This is a genomic window from uncultured Pseudokineococcus sp. (genome assembly GCF_947495735.1).
Taxonomy (GTDB): domain Bacteria; phylum Actinomycetota; class Actinomycetes; order Actinomycetales; family Quadrisphaeraceae; genus Pseudokineococcus.
Genome location: NZ_CANMAA010000003.1, coordinates 354,281 through 375,589, shown reverse-complemented (window position 1 = coordinate 375,589; position 21,309 = coordinate 354,281). Strand labels below are relative to the sequence as shown.

The 21,309-nt window shown below is 75.9% G+C and carries 17 protein-coding genes; 12 read left to right on the top strand and 5 right to left on the bottom strand.

What is annotated here, in order from left to right; all coding sequences use genetic code 11:
- Nucleotides 1–238 precede the first annotated feature (238 nt).
- Nucleotides 239–1,525 (top strand): arginine deiminase, encoded by a 1,287-nt coding sequence (locus tag Q0848_RS07025; protein ID WP_299036369.1) that lies wholly within the window; start codon nt 239–241, stop codon nt 1,523–1,525.
- Between the two features lie 188 nt (nt 1,526–1,713).
- On the opposite strand, the gene Q0848_RS07020 is transcribed toward Q0848_RS07025, so the two are convergent.
- On the bottom strand, nt 1,714–2,688 hold the full coding sequence (locus tag Q0848_RS07020) for a DUF5926 family protein (protein WP_299036368.1): 975 nt from the start codon (nt 2,686–2,688) through the stop codon (nt 1,714–1,716).
- Between the two features lie 93 nt (nt 2,689–2,781).
- A complete protein-coding gene (locus tag Q0848_RS07015; protein ID WP_299036367.1) occupies nt 2,782–3,243 on the bottom strand; it encodes an ATP-binding protein in 462 nt (153 codons plus the stop codon).
- Between the two features lie 191 nt (nt 3,244–3,434).
- Between Q0848_RS07015 and Q0848_RS07010 the strand changes: the two genes are divergently transcribed.
- The 3 genes from Q0848_RS07010 to Q0848_RS07000 all read left to right on the top strand — a co-directional run bounded on the left by Q0848_RS07010 (nt 3,435) and on the right by Q0848_RS07000 (nt 5,017).
- Complete coding sequence (locus tag Q0848_RS07010; RefSeq protein ID WP_299036366.1) at nt 3,435–4,001, top strand: RNA polymerase sigma factor; 567 nt, start codon at nt 3,435–3,437, stop codon at nt 3,999–4,001.
- Entirely contained in the window at nt 3,985–4,626 is a 642-nt protein-coding gene (locus Q0848_RS07005) for a methylated-DNA--[protein]-cysteine S-methyltransferase (RefSeq protein ID WP_299036365.1), read from the top strand. The genes Q0848_RS07010 and Q0848_RS07005 overlap by 17 nt, the downstream gene beginning before the upstream one ends.
- 166 nt (nt 4,627–4,792) lie before the next feature.
- On the top strand, nt 4,793–5,017 hold the full coding sequence (locus Q0848_RS07000; RefSeq protein ID WP_299036364.1) for a hypothetical protein: 225 nt from the start codon (nt 4,793–4,795) through the stop codon (nt 5,015–5,017).
- Between the two features lie 63 nt (nt 5,018–5,080).
- Here the strand turns inward: Q0848_RS07000 and Q0848_RS06995 are convergent, their stop codons facing one another.
- Nucleotides 5,081–6,652: a glucoamylase family protein gene (locus Q0848_RS06995; protein WP_299036363.1), complete on the bottom strand. Its 1,572-nt coding sequence runs from the start codon at nt 6,650–6,652 to the stop codon at nt 5,081–5,083.
- A 229-nt stretch (nt 6,653–6,881) separates the two neighbouring features.
- Between Q0848_RS06995 and Q0848_RS06990 the strand changes: the two genes are divergently transcribed.
- The 8 genes from Q0848_RS06990 (at nt 6,882) to Q0848_RS06955 (ending at nt 19,380) form a co-directional block, all read left to right on the top strand.
- Nucleotides 6,882–7,985 carry a LacI family DNA-binding transcriptional regulator gene (locus tag Q0848_RS06990; protein WP_299036362.1) on the top strand — a complete coding sequence of 368 codons (1,104 nt, stop codon included), beginning with the start codon at nt 6,882–6,884 and terminating at the stop codon, nt 7,983–7,985.
- 179 nt (nt 7,986–8,164) lie between these two features.
- Nucleotides 8,165–9,844, top strand: coding sequence for an ABC transporter substrate-binding protein (locus tag Q0848_RS06985; RefSeq protein WP_299036361.1), 1,680 nt, complete (start codon nt 8,165–8,167; stop codon nt 9,842–9,844).
- A gap of 112 nt (nt 9,845–9,956) precedes the next feature.
- On the top strand, nt 9,957–10,937 hold the full coding sequence (locus Q0848_RS06980; RefSeq protein ID WP_366146464.1) for an ABC transporter permease: 981 nt from the start codon (nt 9,957–9,959) through the stop codon (nt 10,935–10,937).
- Nucleotides 10,934–11,899 carry an ABC transporter permease gene (locus tag Q0848_RS06975; RefSeq protein WP_299036359.1) on the top strand — a complete coding sequence of 322 codons (966 nt, stop codon included), beginning with the start codon at nt 10,934–10,936 and terminating at the stop codon, nt 11,897–11,899. The genes Q0848_RS06980 and Q0848_RS06975 overlap by 4 nt, the downstream gene beginning before the upstream one ends.
- On the top strand, nt 11,896–13,602 hold the full coding sequence (locus Q0848_RS06970) for an ABC transporter ATP-binding protein (protein WP_299036358.1): 1,707 nt from the start codon (nt 11,896–11,898) through the stop codon (nt 13,600–13,602). Before Q0848_RS06975 ends, Q0848_RS06970 begins: the two co-directional genes overlap by 4 nt.
- Complete coding sequence (locus Q0848_RS06965; protein WP_299036357.1) at nt 13,599–14,531, top strand: alpha/beta fold hydrolase; 933 nt, start codon at nt 13,599–13,601, stop codon at nt 14,529–14,531. Before Q0848_RS06970 ends, Q0848_RS06965 begins: the two co-directional genes overlap by 4 nt.
- Before the next feature lie 104 nt (nt 14,532–14,635).
- Nucleotides 14,636–15,802, top strand: coding sequence for a glycoside hydrolase family 1 protein (locus tag Q0848_RS06960; protein ID WP_299036356.1), 1,167 nt, complete (start codon nt 14,636–14,638; stop codon nt 15,800–15,802).
- An 80-nt stretch (nt 15,803–15,882) separates the two neighbouring features.
- The gene (locus Q0848_RS06955; protein ID WP_299036355.1) at nt 15,883–19,380 is read left to right on the top strand and encodes a GH36-type glycosyl hydrolase domain-containing protein; all 3,498 of its coding nucleotides are present in this window, start codon (nt 15,883–15,885) and stop codon (nt 19,378–19,380) included.
- A 178-nt stretch (nt 19,381–19,558) separates the two neighbouring features.
- Here Q0848_RS06955 and Q0848_RS06950 read toward each other — a convergent pair whose 3' ends face one another.
- Nucleotides 19,559–19,867 carry a fibronectin type III-like domain-contianing protein gene (locus tag Q0848_RS06950; protein WP_299036354.1) on the bottom strand — a complete coding sequence of 103 codons (309 nt, stop codon included), beginning with the start codon at nt 19,865–19,867 and terminating at the stop codon, nt 19,559–19,561.
- 121 nt (nt 19,868–19,988) lie between these two features.
- The gene (locus Q0848_RS06945) at nt 19,989–21,209 is read right to left on the bottom strand and encodes an ATP-binding protein (protein WP_299036353.1); all 1,221 of its coding nucleotides are present in this window, start codon (nt 21,207–21,209) and stop codon (nt 19,989–19,991) included.
- Between the last annotated feature and the right edge of the window lie 100 nt (nt 21,210–21,309).

Sequence of the window (21,309 nt, the reverse complement as noted above, 5' to 3'; positions counted from 1 at the left end):
CTCTCGTCGGGGTCGACGACCAGGCCCCCCGTGCGGGGCCCGACCGTGTCGAGTGAGGTGAGCCTAACCACACATCCGTGGTGCTCGGAGACGGACCGTGACGAGAGGTGACCGGTCTGGTCGTCAGGGGCCCCGCCGGTCTGGGCCCGCAGCTCCGTCCGAGCGCCCGCCGCTCGTGAGCGCGCACCCGGGCCCGAGGCCCGCCTCGGGGCGCCGCGGCCGCGGCTAGCCTCCGCCCATGCCGGACCAGCCGCCGCTGCCCACGCCCGACCTCGCGCACGACGACGGGGGGCGGCCGGCGCCCGCGGGCGTCAGCAGCGAGGTGGGGCGCCTGCGCTCCGTCGTGCTGCACCGACCGGGGGCCGAGCTCGCGCGGCTGACCCCGCGCAACAACGACCGCCTGCTCTTCGACGCCGTCCCCTGGGTCGCGCGGGCGCAGGACGAGCACGACGCCTTCGCCGAGCTCCTGCGCGGACGCGGGGTCGAGGTGCTGGAGCTCGGGGACCTGATCGCCGAGGCCCTCGAGGACCCGACGGCGCGGGGGGAGTCCGTGGACGCCGTGCTCGCCGACCCCTCGCTCGGACGGGTCCTGGGCGAGCGCGTCGGGGAGCACCTGCACTCGCTGGCGCCGAAGGACCTCGCGGAGGTGCTCGTCGCCGGCCTGCGGCTGGACGAGCTCGACGTCGCGCGGCCGGAGCGCGAGCCGGGCCTGGTGGCGGCGCTGCGCGAGGCGGGGGACTTCGTCGTCGAGCCGCTGCCCAACCTGCTCTTCACGCGCGACTCCGCGGCGTGGGTCGGCCCGTCGGTCGTCGTGTCGTCGCTGGCCATGCCGGCGCGCCACCGCGAGACCTCGCTGACGCGGGTCGTGTACGCCCACCACCCGCGGTTCGCCGGCACCGAGCTGCTCTACGAGCCGGGGCTGGAGCACGTGGAGGGCGGCGACGTCATGGTGCTGGCCGACGGCGTCCTCGCCGTCGGGACGGGGGAGCGCACGACCCCCGCGGGCGTGGAGCGCCTGGCGGAGAGGGCCTTCCGGAGCGGGCGTGCGCGCGTCGTGCTCGCCGTCCCGGTGGCGCAGGAGCGCGCGACCATGCACCTGGACACCGTCTGCACCATGGTCGACGTCGACCAGGTGGTCATGTACCCCTCGATCGCCCACTCCCTGACGGCGCACGTGCTGACGCCCGTCGACGCCGACGACCCCGGCGCCGGCGTGCACGTCGGCAGCGCCCGACCGTTCCTCGCGGCGGCGGCCGAGGCCATGGGCATCGACCGGCTCCACGTGGTCGACACCGGCCTCGACGAGGTCACCGCCGAGCGCGAGCAGTGGGACGACGGCAACAACACGCTGGCGCTGGCCCCGGGCGTCGTCGTCGCCTACGAGCGCAACACCCGCACCAACGCGCGCCTGGCCGCCCACGGCGTCGAGGTGCTGGCCATCAGCGGCTCCGAGCTCGGCTCCGGCCGCGGCGGCCCCCGGTGCATGAGCTGCCCCGTCTCCCGCGACCCCCTGCCCGTCCCCTGAGGCCCGCCCCTGTCCGCACCTCGTCGACACCCTGACGCCGGGAGGGGCTCTCGACGGCGATGTGCCGACGAAGTGCCGTCGGGGTGGGGCTCTCGACGGCGAAGTGCCGACGAAGTGCCATCAGTGGGCCAGTCGTGACGGCGATGTGCCGACGAGGTGCCGTCGGGGGGAGCGAGGCGGGGCCGCGGTCAGCGCAGCGTCAGCTGGCGGGAGACGACGCCGGCGCGGGCGCGGCGCTCGTCCGCGGTGAGCGGCTGCGGCGAGGCGAGCACCTCGTCCAGGGCGCTGCGGAACGCCGCGGCGGGCTCCTCGACGTCGTCTGCCACCGCGCCCGGCGCGAGGTCCCACACGGGGACGACGAGGCCCTGGGCCCGGAAGGCGCCGACGTACTTCGTGCCCTCGCCCAGACCGGCGCGGCCGGCGGCGTGCAGGCGGGCCAGGGCGTCGAGCAGGGGGTCCTCGTCGTGCGTCATCGCCCACCGCAGGTGCGTGCGCTCGCCGATGCGGCACCAGTAGGCGCCCTCGACGGAGCTGAGGCGCTCGGTCGGGACGACGGACTCGCTCGCGCGCTGCAGGGACTCGGCGACCTCGCCCTCCGCCTCGGCGCCGTCGGGCACCCAGTAGTCGAACCCCTCGTGCACGCGGACGTCGAGCGGACGGCTCACGTCGAGCACGTCCTGCAGGCGCGGTGTCGCCGGCGTGACGTCGGGGCGCTGCTCGAGCGGCGCGCCCGGCTCGCTGGCGAGGACGGCGAGCAGCGCGGCCGCGAGGTCGCGGCTCGGGTCGCCGCTGGATCCGGCGGCCTGCAGACCGACCATGCGCTCGCCGTCGGCGCGGTGCAGACCGGGCCAGGCGAGCGGCAGGACCGTGGCGAGGGTGACGTCGAGGCCGCCGTGCTCGGCCGTGGTGCGCAGCGTCGCGGTGGCGGCGGGCACGACCTCGCGCAGGCAGACCCAGTCGGCCTCGCCGGGCAGGCCCTGGAAGGGGCGACGGACGATCTCCGTGGCCGCCGCCCGCGCGGCGCGGCCGTGGCACAGCTTGTAGCGCTTGCCCGACCCGCACGGGCAGGGCTCGCGGGGGCCGACGACGGGGACGTCCTCGGCCGCCGTCGCGGCGCCGCCGCTCTGCGTGCCGGGACGTCGTGCCGAGGACCTCTTCGCCATGCCGGGAACCCTACGCAGACCGGGGGAGCGGCCCGGCGGGCGTCCGACCGCCCGCCGCCGGCGCGGGCGAGAGGCGGTCGGACGAGGCGCTGCTCAGGCGACGGGGCGACGGCGCCGGGTCGGTCCGCCGAGGGCCGCCCAGACGGTGCGCCGGCCCTCGTCGTCCTCGACGACGCCCCACTCGTGGGCCAGCGCCCGCACGATCCGCAGCCCGCGGCCGGAGGTCGCCATCGGCGCGGGGCGCTGCGGGCGGACCTCGTGGGCGGAGCCCCCGTCCGTCACCTCGACGTCGACGACCTCGCCGCGCACCTGCCAGCGCAGCAGGACCCGGCCCGACTCGTCGGGACGCGCGTGGCGCAGCGCGTTGCCGAGGAGCTCGCTGGCGACCACGCTGACCTCGTGGGCCAGCTCGGCGTCGACGCGGTCGGAGACGTCGGCCGTGATGGTGCGGCGCGCCACCGGCACGGCACCCGGGCGGTGCGCGACGGCCACCGCCCGCGCGTCACCGCGCTGGCGCGAGTCGAGCACCTCGGGTGCGGTCGTGGTCGTGGACACCTGCATCGCTCCTCACGTGTTCCTGCGCGCTCGGGACGTCGTCGCCCCGCCGGGGGCCTCGGTGCACACGGGCTCCACCCGCCCCCCGCGGCACAGACTGGACCCCAGGTGCCGCAGCGGTCCACCCCCCGCGCGGACCGCCTTCCGCGACGTCGCCCTCACACCGGACGCGCCCGGCGCGTCTGCTCCTCGTGAGCGCACCCCCCTTCGCCCTCCTCGTCGAGGAGCACTGGCGCGACGTCGCCCGGCTGGCGCGCGCCCTGGCCGGCCCCCTCGACGGGGACGACGTCGCCCAGCAGGCGTGGGCACAGGCGCTGGCCGCCTACCCGCCGGCAGGAGGGCTGCGCGACCCGCGGGCCTGGCTGCTGGTGGTGACGAGCCGGTGCGCGACCGACGTGCACCGCGCCCGCGCCCGCCGTCCCGTGCCGGTCGAGGAGGTGCCGGAGGCGCCCCTGGAGGGGGCGGACCCGGCGGACGGCGAGCTGGCCGGCGCGGACCCCGCGCTGTGGGCCGCGGTCCGGGCCCTGCCGGAGCGCCAGCGCACGGCGCTGGCGCTGCGGTACGTCGCGGACGCCGACCACGCGACCGTCGCCAGTGCGCTGGGCACGACGCCCGGGGCCACCCGGCGCCTGGTCAGCGACGCGCTGGCGGCGCTGCGCCGGGAACTGGCGGTGCATGAGGCGGCTCCGGAGGGCGCGGGGGACGCGGGTGGACGGGACGAGCAGCAGGAGGGGACCGGACGTGGACGACGCAGCTGAGACGACGACCGCGAGCGGGGCGGCGGGAGGGGACGAGGCGGCCGCGGCGCGCCTGCGCGCCGCGGCGGGGCAGGGGCTGCGCCGTCCTGCGCTGCCCACCTCCGCCGACGCCGGGGCCGACGTAGGTTTCTCGGTGCAGGAGACGGCGATCGGGCGGGTGCTCCTCGCCGACGGCCCGGGCGGGGCGCTCGTGGCGTCGGCCTTCGCGCCCGACGACGCGGCGGTCGAGCGGCTGCTGCGCCGTCTGGCGCAGAAGGTCTCGCCTCGCGTCGTCGAGGCGCCGGGGCGCACGGCGCCCGTCGCGGCGCAGCTGGAGGAGTACCTCGCGGGGGAGCGGCGGACCTTCGACGTCGCCGTCGACCTGGCGCTCGCGACGCCCTTCCAGCGCGCCGTCCTCGAGCAGCTGGCCGGCGTCGGCTACGGCGCGCGGACGACCTACGGGGCGCTGGCCCGCGACCTCGGCCGCGCCGGCGCGTCGCGGGCCGTCGGCGCCGCGCTGGGCGCCAACCCGGTCTGCGTCGTCCTGCCGTGCCACCGCGTCGTCGCGGGCAGCGGGGCGCTCACCGGCTACGCCGGGGGCCTGGACGCCAAGCGCCGGCTGCTCGCGCTGGAGGGGGCCGGCTGAGCGCCCCTCCCTCAGGGGGCCGGCCCGCCGTCGCCCGCTCCCTCGGTCGCCCCGGCCGCCTCGAGCGGCGCCCCGGCGCCCGGCTGCCTAGCGTGGGAGGACGCCGCTGGTCGCGCTGGCGAGGCGGTCGTCCGAGGTAGCCCGAGCCCACCGCAGGAGACCTGGCATGAGCGAGCCCGAGAAGACGCCCGACCCCGGCGCCCGGCCCGTCGACGAGGACGCGCCCGACATCACCCAGCACGTCGGCCAGGACCTGTCCACCGACCGCGCCGGCACCCAGGACGAGGACTACGACGAGGCCCGCGGTCGCGCGGAGACCACCGGCGCGACGAGCTTCTCCGTCACCACGCGCCGCCGGGGCCAGGACGGCGAGACGCCCGGGGCCCGGTGAGGCGCCGGGCTCCCCGTCCCCACCTCCTGCCCCCGCCGGTCGGCCTCCGCGAGCGACGGGCGCTCATGCGAGCCGCGCCCCGAACACCTCCTGGGACATGAGCGGCCTCAGGGCGCGCTGGACGCCCGTGGTGGCGAACGCGCGGCGCAGGACGTCATCGCCGAGCACGTTGCCCAGCGCCCCGAGGCACATGGCCTGGTCCAGCGAGAGATGCCGCCGCGCCAGCGCGCCCGAGCGGACCGCCACGGCGTCGAGGAACCCGCCGTCGCCGTAGGCGCCCAGCTCCTCCTCCAGGCCGACGAGGTTGGCCTGCGCCTCCCGGGGCTCGTAGGCCATGGCCAGGAAGGACGCGTGCGGCGTCACGACGCCGTCGCCGTACGTCGGCGAGGGCGCGGTCGCCTCGCGGCAGCCTTCGAATCCCGGGTCGTAGTTCGTGCTCTCGCGGTCCGACAGGTACCCCGCGGGGTTGAGGCCCAGGGCGTCCACGCCGTACTCGCGGTAGTCGCCGAACGGGTCGCTCGAGGGCGAGAAGCCCCAGTAGCCGTACCCCGCCTCCTCGAGCCCGTGCTCGCGCTGCGCCCGCACGTGGGCGGGGTGGTTGACGCCCCAGGACCGACGACCCCACCGCGCCTCCGGGACGAGGAGGTCGGGCATGAGCTCCTCGAACATCGAGCCGCCCCAGCCCGGCACGACGCGCGCCCCCCGGTAGGGGTAGGCGCCCTCGAAGACCTCGACGCCCTCGTGCACGCGGGTGCGCCCCAGAGGTCGGGTCTGCTGCCACGACCAGTCGCAGCCCGCCGGGAAGGTCCGCCAGGTCGCGAAGTACCAGCTCGGCGGGACCTGGCCCCGGACCAGCCCGAGGTAGCCGGCGATCCGCGCCTCGGAGACGTGCGTGTCGTAGTGGTGGTCGGTGAGCCAGACGGCGTCCCCCGTCCCCAGGTGGTCGCCGAGGCTGACCGCGGCCCCCTCCGGGGGCGGGGAGTCGTAGAAGCCGCCGTGGAGAAGGCCGCCGGGGCGGGAGGCGTCCGCGTCGTAGAAGGCGTCCCAGCGCATCCGCTCCCACAGGGGCTCCGCGAGGTCCCGGGCGCCGGGCACCGCCGTCCGGACGACCTGCAGGGCCGCGCCCAGCCAGCCGTTGTCGACGCTGGAGAGGAAGGGCACGACGGGGTCGCCGGAGCCGGGCCAGGTGGTGACGACGGAACCGTCGGTCTCGTCGTACCAGTTGTAGTACATGCCGCTCGGGACGTGGTGGTCCACGTCGAGGAGCGTCGTGAGCGTCCGCCGGACCCGCGCCTCGCACTCGCGAGGGCTGATGACGCCGAGCTGGCGGGCCGCCACGGCGGACCACAGGTAGCCGCCGACGTTGGTCGGTGACGTGTAGCGGCTGCGTGCGTCCGCCGACAGCGACGCCGGGATGTTGTCCGCGGGCAGGCCCGTGGACGGGTCCGTCATCGCCACGAGCGAGATCCACGTGTCGCGCGCCCAGCGGTGCAGGCGGGCGCCGTCGAGCGGCGGGAGCGCTCGCCCCCGGGCGGCGGCGGGGGCCGGCGGGGAGAGGGCGGCTGCGGCGGCGGCCGCGCCTCCGGCGAGCAGCAGGTGGCGGCGGGTCGGGGCCGAGCGGCTGCGGTCGGTCATGACGTCCTCCGGGGCTAGGGTCGCGGGGCGGGCGCGATCCCGTCTGCGACGAGGGGTGCGCCGCGCGATGTACGCGCTTACAAGCGAGGTGCGGCCACCCTCCTCCCGCACGCGCCCGCGCCGCAAGGCCTGAGCTCCGCTCCGCGTGCGCCGTGCGGTTCCCGGCAGGCTCGTCGTCCGCGGTGCGCACGTCCGTGGCGGGTCGCAGCGAGAGGTCGGAGGAGATGGCGTGGTGACGAGCGAACGGCCCCGCGCCACGGTCTACGACGTGGCCGCGCGCGCCGGCGTCTCCATAGCCACGGTGAGCCGGGTGCTGCGGCGGCCCGAGGCGGTCTCGCCGGCGACGACGCGGCGCGTGCTCGAGGCGGTCCACGAGCTCGGCTACGTCCCCAGCGGCAGCGCGCGGGGGCTGGCCGCGCGACGCTCGGGCGCCATCGGCCTCGCGTTCCCCGACTTCGACGACGTCGAGGAGGTCGACCCCGTCCTCCTCTCCGACGTCCCGGTGACGGTGCGCCGCGACCCGCCCGGGGCGGCCGAGCCCCTCACCAACCTCTACATGGGGGAGGTGCTGCGCGGGGTCGAGCTGGAGGCCTGGCGCCACGGGCTCGCCGCGACGGTCGCTGTGGCGCGCGGCGCCCGCCGGGACGCCGCCCTGGAGGAGCTCGCGGGGCGGGTCGACGGGCTCGTCGTGCTGTCCGGCACGGCGCCGCCCGAGGTGCTGGCGCGTGTGGCGCGGAGCACGCCGGTCGTCGTCCTGGCGAGCCACCACGGGGACGACCGCCTGGACCACGTCCGCGCGGCCAACGGCCCCGGCATGCGGGCGCTGACCGACCACCTGGTCGACGACCACGGCCTGACCGACCTCGCCTTCGTCGGCGGAGCCGCCGACGTCCCGGACGACCTCGACCGCTTCGCCGGCTACTGCCAGGCCCTGGCGGCGCGCGGGATGCCCGTGCCGGAGGCCCCCCTCCTGCGGGGCGACTTCACCGCGGACCGGGGGCGCGACCTCGCCCGGCGGCTCGTCGGGGCCGGCCGGCTGCCCCAGGGGCTCGTCTGCACCAACGACCAGACGGCGCTGGGCATCGTCGACGTGCTCCGCGGCGCGGGTGTCCGGGTGCCCGAGGACGTCGTCGTCACGGGCTTCGACGGCATCGATGCCTCGGGCCGCGCGCGCCCGCGGCTGTCCACGGTCCACCAGCCCATGGTCGAGCTGGGCCGGGTCGCCGTCGAGGTGCTCCTGCGCCGCCTGGCCGACCCCGGCGCCCCGTTCGTGGAGCGGGTGCTCCCCGTGCAGGTGCTCCTGCGGGAGAGCTGCGGATGCGTCTCCGGCTGAGCTCCGCCAGGCGCTGACCGACCGATCCCGCCCGACCCGTCCAGAGGTGCCCGGGGCCGGCGCCCGCTGATCCGCGGGTACTTGCCCGGGCCTGATGTATGCGCTTACATTCGGGTCAGCGGCAGGGACTGACGACGACGCCCCTGACCCGTGACGACGACGACACGGAGGAACCAGCCATGAGTCCCACGAGGACCAGCACCCGCCGAGGGCGGCTCGCGACGGCGACCGGTCTCGGCCTCGCCGCGACGCTCGTGGTCAGCGGCTGCACCGGGGCGCAGGCCCCGCAGGGCGCCGAGGGCGCCGAGGGTGGCGGCCAGGGGGAGGGCACCATGCTCTTCGCTGGTGACGCGGGGTCGCCGACGTTCACGCGGAACTTCAACCCCTACAACTCCACGAACCGCAAGGGCGCCTTCCACATCTACGAGCCCCTGACGGTGCTCAACACCGTCGACGGCGAGTCGACGCCCTTCCTGGCGAGCTCGGTGGAGCAGGTGGACGCCCAGACGGTCGTCTTCACCCTCCGCGAGGACGCGACCTGGACCGACGGCGAGCCCTTCACCGCGGACGACGTGACGTTCACGTTCGACCTGCTCCGCGAGCACCCGGCGCTCGACCTCGACGGCGTCTGGCAGCGCCTGGAGTCCGTCGAGGCGGACGGCACGCAGGTGACGATGCGCTTCGCGCAGCCGGACGTGCCCGCGACGGACATCATCGGCGGCACCGTCATCGTCCCCGAGCACCTGTGGGCCGACGTCGAGGACCCGGTGTCCTTCGCGAACGAGGAGCCGGTCGGCACGGGGCCCTTCGCGCTCGGGGACTTCGGGCCGAACCAGTACACGCTCGTGAAGAACCAGGAGTACTGGCAGGCGGACGCGGTCGCGGCCGACGAGCTCGTCATCCCCGCCTCCAACGAGCAGCTCGACCTCGTGAACAACGGCTACGACTGGGCCTACGCCTTCATCGAGGACGTCGAGGGCACGTGGGTCTCGGCGAACGAGGGGAACACGTACTGGTTCCCGCCGGGCGGGACCATCTCGCTGCTGCCCAACCTCACGCAGGCGCCCTTCGACGACGTGGACTTCCGCCGGGGGCTCTCGCTCGCCCTCGACCGCGAGGCGGTCGCCGACGCCGCGGCCAGCGGGTACACCGACGCCGCGCCGCAGAGCGGGCTGATCCTCCCCGGCCAGCAGGAGCTGCTGGACGAGGAGGTGCCCGACGAGGGGCGGGTGGCGCAGGACGCCGACGCCGCGCTCGAGGCCTTCGCCGCAGCCGGGTACACGCAGGAGGGCGGGCAGCTGGTGGGCCCGGACGGCCAGCAGGCAACGATCGCCATCACGACCGCCAACGGCTACACGGACTGGCTGCGCGGGGTGCAGGAGGTCCAGCGCCAGCTGCAGGCCCTCGGCATCGCGGTGACCATCGAGCAGCCGCAGCCCGCCGCCTACCAGCAGGCCGTCGACAACGGCGACTTCCAGCTGGCCATGGGTGGCTTCGGCGGCACGGGCTCCTTCTACCGCGACATGAACCAGCTGCTGAACAGCGAGTTCGCCGAGCCGGTCGGCACGACGGCCGCGTCCAACTACCAGCGCTTCTCCGACCCCGAGGTCGACGAGCTGCTCGGGCGGTACCAGGCGGCCGTCGACCCGGCCGAGCAGGAGGAGCTCGCCGGGGAGCTGCAGCAGGTCATGTACGACCAGGTGCCCGTCATCGCCATGTACTACGGCGGTCTGTGGGGCCTGTTCAGCGACGCGAAGTTCACGGGGTGGCCCTCGGAGGAGGACCCGTACGCGACGCCCATCACGTACGACTCCAACGTGCTGCTCATCGACACCAACCTCGAGCGCGCCGGCAGCTGACCGGCGCCCCTCCTGCTCGCGCGGCCGGCCGGCCCCCGCACAGCCGGCCGCGCGACCCCCTCCCGACCCCTCCCGCTCCCGGAGGGGCCCGTCCACGAGAGAGGTGGCTCGAGTGCGCTACTTCCTGAGCCGGCTCGGCCTCTTCGCGCTCACCGCGTGGGCCGCGATCACGCTGAACTTCCTCCTGCCCCGGCTGATGCCGGGCTCACCGGCCGACGCCGCGATCGCGCGGCTGGCTCAGAACGGCCCCGTCGACCCGGCGACCCGGGCCGCCATCGAGGCCCAGCTGGGCGTCCCCACCGGCGGGCTGCTCGCCCAGTACTGGGACTACCTCGGCAACGTCCTGACGCTCGACTTCGGCGTCTCGTACACGTTCTTCCCGGCGTCGGTGGCCTCGTTGGTCGGCAGCGCGCTGCCCTTCACGCTGGTGCTCGTCGGCCTCGTCACGGTCGCGGCCTTCGTCATCGGCACGCTCATCGGCGTGCTCGCGGCCTGGCGGCGCGGCTCGGCGCTCGACGCCCTGCCGACCCTGTCGGGCAGCTTCCTCGCCGCCTTCCCGTACTTCTGGACGGCGCTGCTGCTGCTCTTCTTCCTGGGCTACACGTTCCAGCTGTTCCCCACGTCGGGCGCCTACAGCCCGTACACGACGCCCGGGCTCAACGGGCCGTTCCTCGCCGACGCCGTCGCCCACGCGGTGCTGCCCGCCGTCACGATCCTGCTCACCTCGCTCGGCGGCTGGATCCTCGGGATGCGCAACGCGATGATCGGGACCCTCGGGGACGACTACGTGACCTTCGCCGAGGCCAACGGGCTCCGCTCGCGCACCGTCGCGCTCCGCTACGCCGCCCGCAACGCGATCCTGCCCAACCTCACCGGCTTCGGCCTCGCGCTCGGCGGCGTGGTGGGCGGGTCCCTGCTCGTCGAGCGGGTCTTCGCCTACCCGGGGGTCGGCTACCTGCTCTTCAACGCGGTGACCAACCAGGACTTCCCGCTCATGCAGGCCCTGTTCCTGATGATCACGTTGAGCGTCCTCGTCGCCAACTTCGTCGTCGACACGCTCTACGGGATCCTCGACCCGAGGACTCGCCGATGACCACGCCCACGACGCTCCCCGACCCCGGCGGCTCCGAGAGCGAGCGGCCCGCGGGGGCCGCGGACTCCGCGCCGCCGGACCTGCCGACGTCCGCGCCACCGCGGTGGCGGGTGGTCACCCGCGCCGCCGGGACGGTCTGGGTGAACCGCAAGGCGCGTCTCGGCCTCGTCGTCCTCGCCTTCTTCGCCCTCCTCGCCCTGCTGGCGCCGGTGCTGGCCCCCTACTCGCCGACCGCCGGGGGCTTCGAGCGCAGCGCCGGGCCGAGCTCGGCGCACCTCTTCGGCACCACGGCCGCGGGCGAGGACGTCCTGTCGCAGGTCATCTACGGCTCGCGCATCTCGCTGCTCGTCGGCGTCGTCGCCGGCGTGCTCTCCACCCTCGTCGCCGTGGTCGTCGGCCTCTCGTGGGGATACGTCCGCGGCCCGGTGGCCGAGGTCGTCAATTTCGTGGTCAACCTGTTCCTCGTCATCCCGGGCCTGCCGCTGATGATCGTCATCGCCGCGTACCTGCAGAACAGCGGCCTCGGGATGATCATCTTCGTCGTCGTGCTGACGGGGTGGGCGTGGGGCGCGCGGGTCCTCCGCTCGCAGACGCAGTCCCTGCGCGGGCGCGACTTCGTGACGGCCGCGCAGTTCTCCGGCGAGCGCTCCTGGCGCATCGTCTTCCGGGAGATCCTCCCGAACATGACGTCGATCATCGCGAGCAGCTTCTTCGGGGCCGCGACGGCGGCGATTCTCGCCGAGTCGGGCCTGTCCTTCCTGGGGCTCGGGGACACCACCCAGGTGAGCTGGGGGACGATGCTCTTCTGGGCGCAGAACTCCAACGCGCTCCTGACCGGCCAGTGGGTGCTCCTGCTCGCCCCCGGTCTGTGCATCGCCCTCCTGGCGACCTCCCTGAGCCTCGTCAACTTCGGGGTGGACGGCCTGTCCAACCCCCGCCTGCGCGAGGGGAGCGGTCGATGAGCCTGCTCGAGGTCCAGGACCTGTCCGTGGTCTACGAGCCGTCCGACGCCGCACCCACCCACGCCGTGCGCGACGTCAGCCTCACGCTCGAGCGGGGCGAGTTCGTCGGCCTCGTCGGCGAGTCGGGCTCGGGCAAGTCGACGCTGGGCTTCGCGCTCACGCGGCTGTCCAAGCCGCCCGCCCGCATCTCCTCGGGACGCATCCTCTTCGACGGCCGGGACGTCGCCGCGCTCGAGGACGAGCAGCTGCGCGCGCAGCGCCGCGGCGGGTTCGCCATGGTGCTGCAGTCGGGCATGAACGCGCTCAACCCGGTGCGCACGGTCGGCAACCACTTCCGCGACGTCTTCGCCGCCCACGGGCACGTGCCGCGCGAGCGGCGCGACGCCCGGGCCCGCGAGCTCGTGGAGAAGGTCGAGCTCTCCTCGACGGTGCTGGGCCGCTACCCGGGAGAGCTCTCGGGCGGCATGCGCCAACGCGTGTCCATCGCCCTCGCGCTAGCCCTCGAGCCGCAGCTCATGGTCTTCGACGAGCCGACGACAGCCCTCGACGTCCTGGTGCAGCACGCGGTCATGCGCACCATCCGCGAGCTGCAGGCCTCGGAGGGCTTCACGGCCCTGCTCATCAGCCACGACCTGGGCGTCGTGCTCGAGTCGACCTCGCGCGTCATGGTCATGCACCAGGGCGTGGTCGTCGAGGACGGCGCGAGCCGGGACGTCCTGCGCGACCCCCAGGACGACTACACGAAGATGCTGCTGAGCCACTACGCCGACCCCCGTGCGGAGGTCGTGGAGCTGCCCGGGCTCGCGGCGCGCGGCGGCCAACTCGTGACGTCAGCCAGCACCGCGCCCTCGCCGGGTCGTCGTGCGCACGGCTCCGGGAGCGCGCCGCGCGTGGGCCGCGCCGCCTCCGCGGCGGTCGTCGTCGACGGCGTCAGCAAGGTCTACCCGCCGCCGCGCCGCGGTGCGGCGACCGTGACGGCGCTGGACGACGTCTCGATGCGGCTGGAGCCGGGGCAGTCGATGGCCCTGGTCGGCGCCAGCGGCTCCGGCAAGTCGACGCTGGCCCAGCTCATCACCGGCGTCGTGCGCCCCACCTCGGGAACGGTGTCCGTCGGCGACGTGCGCGTGGACGCGCTCCGAGGCCGCGGGCTCCGCGCCCTGCGGCGCGACGTCCAGATGGTCTTCCAGGACCCGTACGCGGCGCTCAACCCGCTGCACACCGTGGAGTACACGCTCACGAGGCCGGTCGTGAACTACACCGGTCGCAGCCGACGGGAGGCGCGCGCGAGGGTGCTCGAGCTGCTCGAGACGGTCGGCCTCACGCCCGTGGAGCAGTTCGCCGCCAAGCTGCCGCACCAGCTCTCGGGCGGTCAGCGCCAGCGCGTCGTCATCGCGCGGGCGCTCGCGAGCGACCCGCAGATCATCGTGGCGGACGAGCCCGTCTCCATGCTCGACGTCTCCCTGCGCGCGGGCGTCCTCGCGCTGCTGGAGGGGCTGCGCGCCGAGCACGGCGTCTCGATGCTGTACATCACGCACGACCTGCTGTCGGCGCGCGTCGTCACCGACCAGATCATGGTCCTGCACGACGGCCGGGTCGTGGAGCGTGGCGAGACCTCGCAGGTGCTGCGGTTCCCGCAGGACCCCTACACGATCGAGCTGCTCGACGCGGTGCCCCAGCCGAGCCGCGCGGGGGGTGCGGCGTGAGCGTGGGCGGGTCCCCGGCTCCGGAGCTGCCCGCGGGCGTCCGTCCCGGCGTGCCGTTCAGCGTGCTGCCGGTACCGGTCGGCGTCGAGGTGCTCGTCCTCGAGCTGGCCGTGGGGCCGCTCACGGCGCTGCGGGCACGACCGCGCGACGGGCGGGGCGCTCCCGCGCCCGCGCGGGGGACGGCGGTGCTGGTGCCGGGGTTCACCGGCTCGAAGGAGGACTTCCTCGACCTGCTGCCCCTGCTGGCGGCTCGCGGGTGGGACGTGTGGGCCTGCTCCCAGCGGGGCCAGGCGGACTCGACGTGGAGCCCCGACGACGTCGGGGGAGGCCGGGGCACCGGCTACCTCCTCGACGACCTGGCCGCGGACGCCGTCGAGGTGCTCGGGCTCGTCGGCGCGGGCGGGGGCGTGCACCTGCTCGGCCACAGCTTCGGCGGGGTGGTGGCCCGCGCCGCGGCGCTGGCCGCGCCCGAGGGGCTGGCCGACCTGACGATGCTGTGCTCGGGGCCCCACGGCTGGATCGGGCGCAAGGCCGACCTGCCGCCGCGGCTGGCCGCCGCCGGGCGACGCAGCCTGTGGGCCCTCGACAACCCCGAGCTGGCCGAGCGGGCCCCCGACGGCCTCGAGCCGCTCGACGCGTTCCTGCGCGAGCGCTCGCAGGGCACGTCGACGGCCGCGCTCCTGGGCGCCGTCACCGTCCTCGCGGACACGACGGACACCACGGACGCGCTCGCCGCCACGGGCCTGCCCGTGCTCGTGGCCCACGGGGAGGACGACGACGCCTGGCCGCAGCCGTGGCAGCGCGCCATGGCGCAGCGGCTCGGCGCCCGCTACGCCGTCATCCCCGGGGCCGGGCACCTGCCGAACGCCGAGAACCCCGCCGCCACCGCCGCCCTGCTCGACGACTGGTGGGGGTCCGGCGCCGCCTGAGACCCCGGTTCCCTCGCCCGTCCTCGCCTCCGCCGTCCCGGGCGCGCCCCGTCCCGGGCGCACCGCCCTGCCCGAGACCGCTCCCGACGCATCGAGGTCCCGACATGCTCCAGTACCCCGACGGCTTCCGCTGGGGGTCCGCCACGGCGGCCCACCAGGTGGAGGGCGGCAACACCACGAGCGACTGGTGGGCCCGTGAGCACGCCCCGGGCACCACCGTGCCCGAGCCCAGCGGCGACGCCTGCGACAGCTACCACCGCTACCGCGAGGACATGCAGATCCTCGTGGACCTCGGCCTGGACACCTACCGGTTCTCGGTCGAGTGGGCCCGCATCGAGCCCGAGCCGGGCTTCGTCTCGCGCGCCGCGCTGGACCACTACCGGCGGATGGTGGACACCGCCCGCGAGCTGGGCCTGACCCCGATGCTCACGCTGCACCACTTCACGCTGCCGCAGTGGTTCGCGGCCCGCGGCGGCTGGCGCTCGGACGACGCCGTCGACCGCTTCGCCCGGTACACCGAGGCGGTGCTGCCGCTCGTGCGCGACCTCGAGCACGTCTGCACGATCAACGAGCCGAACATGGTGGCGGTCATGGCCGGGGCGAGCGGTGGGGAGAGCCTCGTGGCCGCCGGTCTGCCGGCGCCCGACCCGGTGGTGACCGAGGCGCTCGTCGCGGCGCACCGCCGCAGCCGCGAGGTGCTGTCGGCCGTCCCGGGCGTCCGCTCGGGCTGGACGGTGGCGACGCAGGACCACCAGCCCGAGCCGGGCTGCGAGGAGGTGGCGCACGAGTACGGCCACCCCCGCGACTCGCTGTTCCTCGAGGCCGCGGCCGGTGACGACTGGGTCGGCGTGCAGGCCTACACGCGCACGACCATCGGCCCGGACGGCCCGCGGCCCGTGCCCGACGGCGTCGAGACCACGCTCACCGGCTGGGAGTACTACCCGCCCGCGCTGGCCGACGGCGTCCGCCTGGCGGCGCGGTGGGCCCCTGGGGTCCCCGTCTTCGTCACCGAGAACGGCATCGCCACGGCCGACGACGCGCGCCGGGTGGACTACGTCCGCGAGGCCCTGAGGGGCCTGCACGAGGTCATGGCCGAGGGCGTCGAGGTCGAGGGCTACCTCTGCTGGAGCCTGCTCGACAACTACGAGTGGGGTTCCTACGCGCCCACCTTCGGCCTCGTCGCGGTGGACCGCACCACCTTCGAGCGCACCGTCAAGCCCAGCGCGCGCTGGCTCGGCGACGTCGCGCGCGCGAACGCGCTGCCCGACTGAGCGCACCGCACCACCCGCCGCCCGCTCCCGCGGCCAGCGACCCCGGGCCCCACGCCGCTCCCGACCGGAGGACCTCCGCCGTGACCACCACCGCGCGCACGAGCGCGCCCACCGCCGCCGACCTGCCCGCCCATGACGGGGGCCACGAGCTGGTCGCCGGCGACCTCCGCGTCGAGCTCACCGGCGCGGGCGACGTCCGCGCCGTCCGCGCCGGCGACCTCCTCGTCAACCAGTACCTGCCCTCGCGGCACGACGCGGCGGTCGCGGGGGTCGTCCTGCGGCGTCACCGCGACGGCGCGGTCGAACGGGTCCCGGTGACGGGATCGCGCTCGTCGTCGGCCGTCGCCGTCGGGCCGACCTGGGTGCGGTGGTCGGGCGAGCAGCTCGGAGCCCGGTGCACGACGACCCTCTCGCTCGCGGCGGACGGCGCCTCGTGGGTCTGGCGCGTCGACCTCGCGGCGGGCGAGGGGCACGCGCCGGGGGACCGGTACGACGTGGTCGTGGCGCAGGACCTCGCGCTCGCCCCCGAGGGCGTCGCGCGGACCAACGAGGCCTACACGTCCCACTACGTGGCCCACCGGGTCCTGCCCGACGCGCGCGCGGGCTTCGTCGTCGCCAGCCGGCAGACGATGGCGAGCGCGCCGGTCCTGCCGCTCGCCCTCACGGCGCTCGTCGAGGGCGCCCGCGGCCACCACGTCGACGGGTTCGCCGTCCACGGCACGGCGGCCAAGGCCGGTGACCGGGCCGTCGCGCTCGACCGGCCGGAGTGGGAGAGCGGCTCCCGGCACTACGAGATGGCGATGCCGACGCTCCTCGGCCCGCTCCTGGAGCTCGCCGAGCCCTGCGCCGTCCACGCCGTGACCGCCCTCGTGCCCGACCACCGCGGGGACCTGCGGGGGGCCCGCGACGCCGTGCCGGGCCTCCTCGACGACGCGCTGGCGCTCGCGGCGCGCACGCACGCCGACGTCGCCGACGGGCTGGCCGGGGAGCAGCCCGTGCGCTCGCTCCTGGCCACGGCCCCCCTGCTCGACGCGCGCGACCTCTCCGAGGAGGAGCTGCTCGCCGTCGGCGGGGTGGACGCGGCCTCCGTGCTGGCCCCGGAACGGGGCGAGGACGGGGCGCTGCGCTCCTACTTCGCCCCCGGGGCGACGCACGTCGTCTCCCGCGCCGCCGAGCTCGAGGTCGAGCGCTCGCACGGGCTCGTGCTGCGGGCCGGGGACGACGTCGCGCCGACCGACTCGGTCCTCTCGACGACGGCGTACGCCACCGGCGTGCTCGCCTCGCACGTCGTCATGGGCAACACCGCCGCCAACACGCTGGTCTCGGTGCACCGCTCCGCGCTGGGGCTGCTGCGCTCGGCCGGCGTGCGAGCGCTGGTCCGCGAGGCCGGGGGCGCGTGGCACCTCCTCGGGGTGCCCTCCGCGCTCGCGCTCGACCTCGGTGGTGCGCACTGGGTCTACGAGTCCGACCTCGGGCGCCTCGACGTGCGCACGACCGTCCGCACCGACGCGCCGGGCCTGGAGGTCCGCGTGGTCACCGAGCGGCCGCTCGAGGTCCTGCTCACGGCCGACCTCGACGGCGCGTGGGACCTCACGACCCCGGACGACGTGCAGCTGGCCGACCGCGCGCTGCTCGTGACGCCGGCGGCGGGCTCCGACGTCGCCGCGCACTACCCGGGCCTGACCTACGTGCTGGCCACGACGGGCCGCCCCGGCGACGACGCCCCGCTGCTGGCGGACGGGCGCGCCCGTGGCACCGGCGTCGTCACCGCGGCGCTGGACGCGGGCGCGGGCGCGGGGGCGGGCACGAGCGGGGTGCTGCTCGTGACGGCCGACCTCCACGAGCGGGACCCGGCGCTCGCGCTCGCCCGAGAGGGGCTGGCCGGGCTCGACGTGGAGGGCCACCTGGCGGGCCACCGCGAGCACCTGGCGTCCCTCGTGAACCATCTGCGGGTGCGGGGCGACGGGCGCCTGGCCGAGATGGACCTGCTCGTGCCCTGGTACGCCCAGAACGCGATGGTGCACCTGCTCGTGCCGCACGGCCTCGAGCAGTACAACGGCGCGGCTTGGGGCACCCGGGACGTCTGCCAGGGCCCGCTCGAGCTCATGCTGGCGGTCGGGCGGCACGACGTCGCGCGGCAGCTGGTGCTCTCCGTCCTCGCGCGCCAGGACGAGGCGGGCGAGCTGCCGCAGTGGTTCATGTTCGACGCCTACGCCGAGCGGCACGCCGACGACGCCCACGGCGACGTCCCGGTCTGGCCCCTCGTGGCGCTGGCCGAGTACCTGGAGGCCTCGGGGGACACGGCCGTCCTGGACGAGGTCGTGCCCTTCTGGGACGCCGAGCACCGACGCCCCGGTGCGGCACGGGCCACGGTCGCCGACCACGTGCGCCGGACCCTCGAGCACGCGCGGGGCCACCGCGCGCCGGGCACGCAGCTGCTCGCCTACGGGCACGGCGACTGGGACGACACGCTCCAGCCCGCCGAGGCGTCGATGCGCGAGCGCATGGCCTCGTCGTGGACCGTGGCGCTGTGGCACCAGGCCGCGCGGCAGGCGTCGCGCCTCCTCGAGGGCACCGCGCACGCCGGGCTCGGGGCTGACCTCGCCCGGGAGGCCGACGTCGTCGCGGCGGAGCTGGCCGAGCACCTCCTCCTCGACGGCGAGCTCGCCGGGTACCTCGTCGTCCCGCCGGTGGGCTCGGCCGAGCCCGCCCGTCCCGTGCTGCACCCCCGCGACACGCGGACCCCGGCCTCGCACCGGCTGATCCCCATGACGCAGGGGGTGCTCGCGGGGCTGCTGACCCCGGAGCAGGCGGCCGCGCACGAGGAGCTCGTGGAGGCGCACCTCCACTTCCCCGACGGCGTGCGCCTGATGGACGCGCCGGCGCCGTACGACGACGGCGTGACGCACCTGTTCCGCAGGGCCGAGCAGTCGGCGTTCTTCGGCCGTGAGGTCGGCCTCATGTACACGCACGCGCACCTGCGCTACGCGGAGGCGCTCTCGGTCCTCGGTCGGGAGCGCGTCGTCGAGGAGCTCCTGCGCGTGAGCCCGGTCGAGCAGCGGCGCCGGCTCCCGGCGGCGGAGCCCAAGCAGCGCAACTGCTACTACTCCTCCTCCGACGCCGCCTTCGACGACCGCTACGAGGCGGCGGAGCGCTTCGAGGAGCTGCGGACCGGACGGGTTCCCGTGCGCGGCGGGTGGCGCGTGTACTCCAGCGGGCCGGGCATCTTCGTGCGCCAGCTCGTGCAGGGGGTGCTCGGCGTCGTCGAGCGCGCGGGCGCCGTCGTCCTCGACCCGGTGCTCGGTCGCGAGGACGACGGCCTGGTGGTCGAGCTCGACGTCTGCGGCGAGCCGCGCGAGCTGCGCTACCGCGTCGTCGACCCCGTCGCCGCGCCCGAGGCGCCCGTCCGGCTGGTCGCGGACGGGCGCGAGGTCGCCGGTGCCGAGCTCGCCAACCCCTACCGCCGCGGGGGCCTGCTCGTCGCGGCGGCCGACCTGGCCGGCGCGCGCGTCCTCGAGATCACGCTGCCCGCCGGGCGCGGGGGGATGCCGGACACGGCCGTCGCCGCACGGCGGTGAGGACGACGACGGCCCGGCCCCCCGAGGGAGACCGGGCCGTCGTCGCGTCGGGGCGCAGGCGTCAGGGGGGCCGTCAGCGGATGGTGGCCGTGCCCTGCTGCACCGCGGTGGTCGCGGAGCTGCGCACCGAGACGGGGACCGCGCCGGTGGGGGTCACCCAGCGGTCGGCGGACTCGTCCTAGTACGAGAAGGCGCGCGGGTCCAGGTCGATGGGGACCTTGCGGGACTGGCCCGGAGCCAGGCCGACCTCGGCGAAGCCGGCGAGCTGCTTCTGCGGCGTGCGCACCGCGCGCGTCGGCAGGGCGCCGGTGTAGACCCGCACGGTCTCCTTGCCGGCGCGGTCACCGGTGTTGGTGACGGTGATCGTGGCGCGCTCCTGGGCGGTGCCGCCGTTGCGGACCGGCTTGCCGGAGAGGACCAGCGACCAGCTCGAGGTCGCGCTGGGCGAAGCTCGCGTTGACGGACGCGGTCGCAAGAGCGCGACCATGTCGTGACTCAGCGTGGCTGATCGATCTCCAGCACTGACCGCCGAGGGCGGGGGGTCGCGTCGGCTTCGGCAGTCGCGTGCACCAGGGCGCTGAGCCGGCCGCGAGCGCCCGGCGTCGCGCTCAGTCGCCCGCCTGCTGGCGCAGGTAGCGCCCGAAGTGCGGCACGGTGAAGGCGATGCGCCCGCGCTCGGCGCTCCAGACGAGGCCCTTCTTCATCAGGGCGTCGCGGGCGGGGGAGAGGGACTGCGGCTTGCGGCCCAGGTGCTCGGCGACCTGCGACGTCGCGACCGCCCCGTCGCCGGCCTCGGCGCCGAGGTCGGCCATGGCGCGCATGTACTCCCGCTCGGCGGGCGTCGCCCGCTCGTAGCGGGACCCGAAGAAGCCGACGGCGAGCTCGGCGTCGGCCTGCGGCGCGGCGACGGCGACGTCCTCGGCCGTGATGGGCGAGGACGTGGCCACGTCCCAGACGGCCTTGCCGTAGGCCTGGACGAAGTACGGGTAGCCGTCGGTGGCGACGTGCAGCGCGTCGAGGGCCTCCGGGGTGTAGTCGGCGTCCTCCTCGAGCGCCGGGCTGCGCAGGGCGCGGTCGGCCTCCTCGCGTTCCAGGGCGCCGATGCGGACGTAGCGGAAGAGCCTCTCGCTGTAGGACTTCGAGGCGGAGAGCACGGCGGGCAGGTGCGGCAGCCCGGCGCCGACGACGAGCAGCGGCAGCCCCTGCTGGCTCAGCTCGTGGCAGGCCGCGCACAGCCCCGAGACGTCCTCGGGGCCGAGGTCCTGCATCTCGTCGATGCAGATGGCGATGCCGCGCCCGGTGCTCGCCGCGAGCCCGGCGACGTCGGTGAGCAGCTCGACGAGGTCGATCTCGATGTCGCCGGAGTCGGCGCGTCCCACGGCGGCGGGCACGTCGATGCCGGGCTGCCAGCGGTCGCGCAGCTTCGGGGCGCTGCGCGAGCCGGGTCCGGTGGCCGGGGCCTCCGCCGCGCGGAGCGCGAACGCCTTGACGACGCCGAGCACCTCGGCGGCCTCGTCCGGGTTGCGGCCCGACAGCTCGCGCACGGCCTGGTGCAGCGCGGCGGCCAGGGGGCGGCGCAGGGGCTGGTCGGGGCGGGCCTCGAGCTTGCCGGTGCCCCAGCCCCGTCGGACGGCGGCCGAGCGCAGCGCCCCCAGCAGCACCGTCTTGCCGACGCCGCGCAGCCCCGTGAGGACGACGGAGCGCTCCGGGCGCCCGCGCGCGAGCCGCTCGAGCACGACGTCGAAGGACTCCATCTCGCGGTCCCGGCCGGCGAGCTCGGGCGGGCGCTGCCCGGCGCCGGGGGCGTAGGGGTTCCGCACGGGGTCCACGCGCGGACCGTAGGCGCTCCCCGTCGCCCGCCTCGGGACGTCTGGCCCCGTCTAGGCGTGTCGCGAGAGGGCGGCAGACGGGCGCAGCGAGCGGTGCGGC

Bases quoted from the DNA above. Each gene is read 5' to 3' on its own strand.
- Q0848_RS07025 (WP_299036369.1), top strand. From the start codon at position 239: ATGCCGGACCAGCCGCCGCTGCCCACGCCCGACCTCGCGCACGACGAC.
- Q0848_RS07020 (WP_299036368.1), bottom strand. From the start codon at position 2,688: ATGGCGAAGAGGTCCTCGGCACGACGTCCCGGCACGCAGAGCGGCGGC.
- Q0848_RS07000 (WP_299036364.1), top strand. From the start codon at position 4,793: ATGAGCGAGCCCGAGAAGACGCCCGACCCCGGCGCCCGGCCCGTCGAC.
- Q0848_RS06995 (WP_299036363.1), bottom strand. From the start codon at position 6,652: ATGACCGACCGCAGCCGCTCGGCCCCGACCCGCCGCCACCTGCTGCTC.
- Q0848_RS06985 (WP_299036361.1), top strand. From the start codon at position 8,165: ATGAGTCCCACGAGGACCAGCACCCGCCGAGGGCGGCTCGCGACGGCG.
- Q0848_RS06975 (WP_299036359.1), top strand. From the start codon at position 10,934: ATGACCACGCCCACGACGCTCCCCGACCCCGGCGGCTCCGAGAGCGAG.
- Q0848_RS06970 (WP_299036358.1), top strand. From the start codon at position 11,896: ATGAGCCTGCTCGAGGTCCAGGACCTGTCCGTGGTCTACGAGCCGTCC.
- Q0848_RS06960 (WP_299036356.1), top strand. From the start codon at position 14,636: ATGCTCCAGTACCCCGACGGCTTCCGCTGGGGGTCCGCCACGGCGGCC.
- Q0848_RS06950 (WP_299036354.1), bottom strand. From the start codon at position 19,867: ATGGTCGCGCTCTTGCGACCGCGTCCGTCAACGCGAGCTTCGCCCAGC.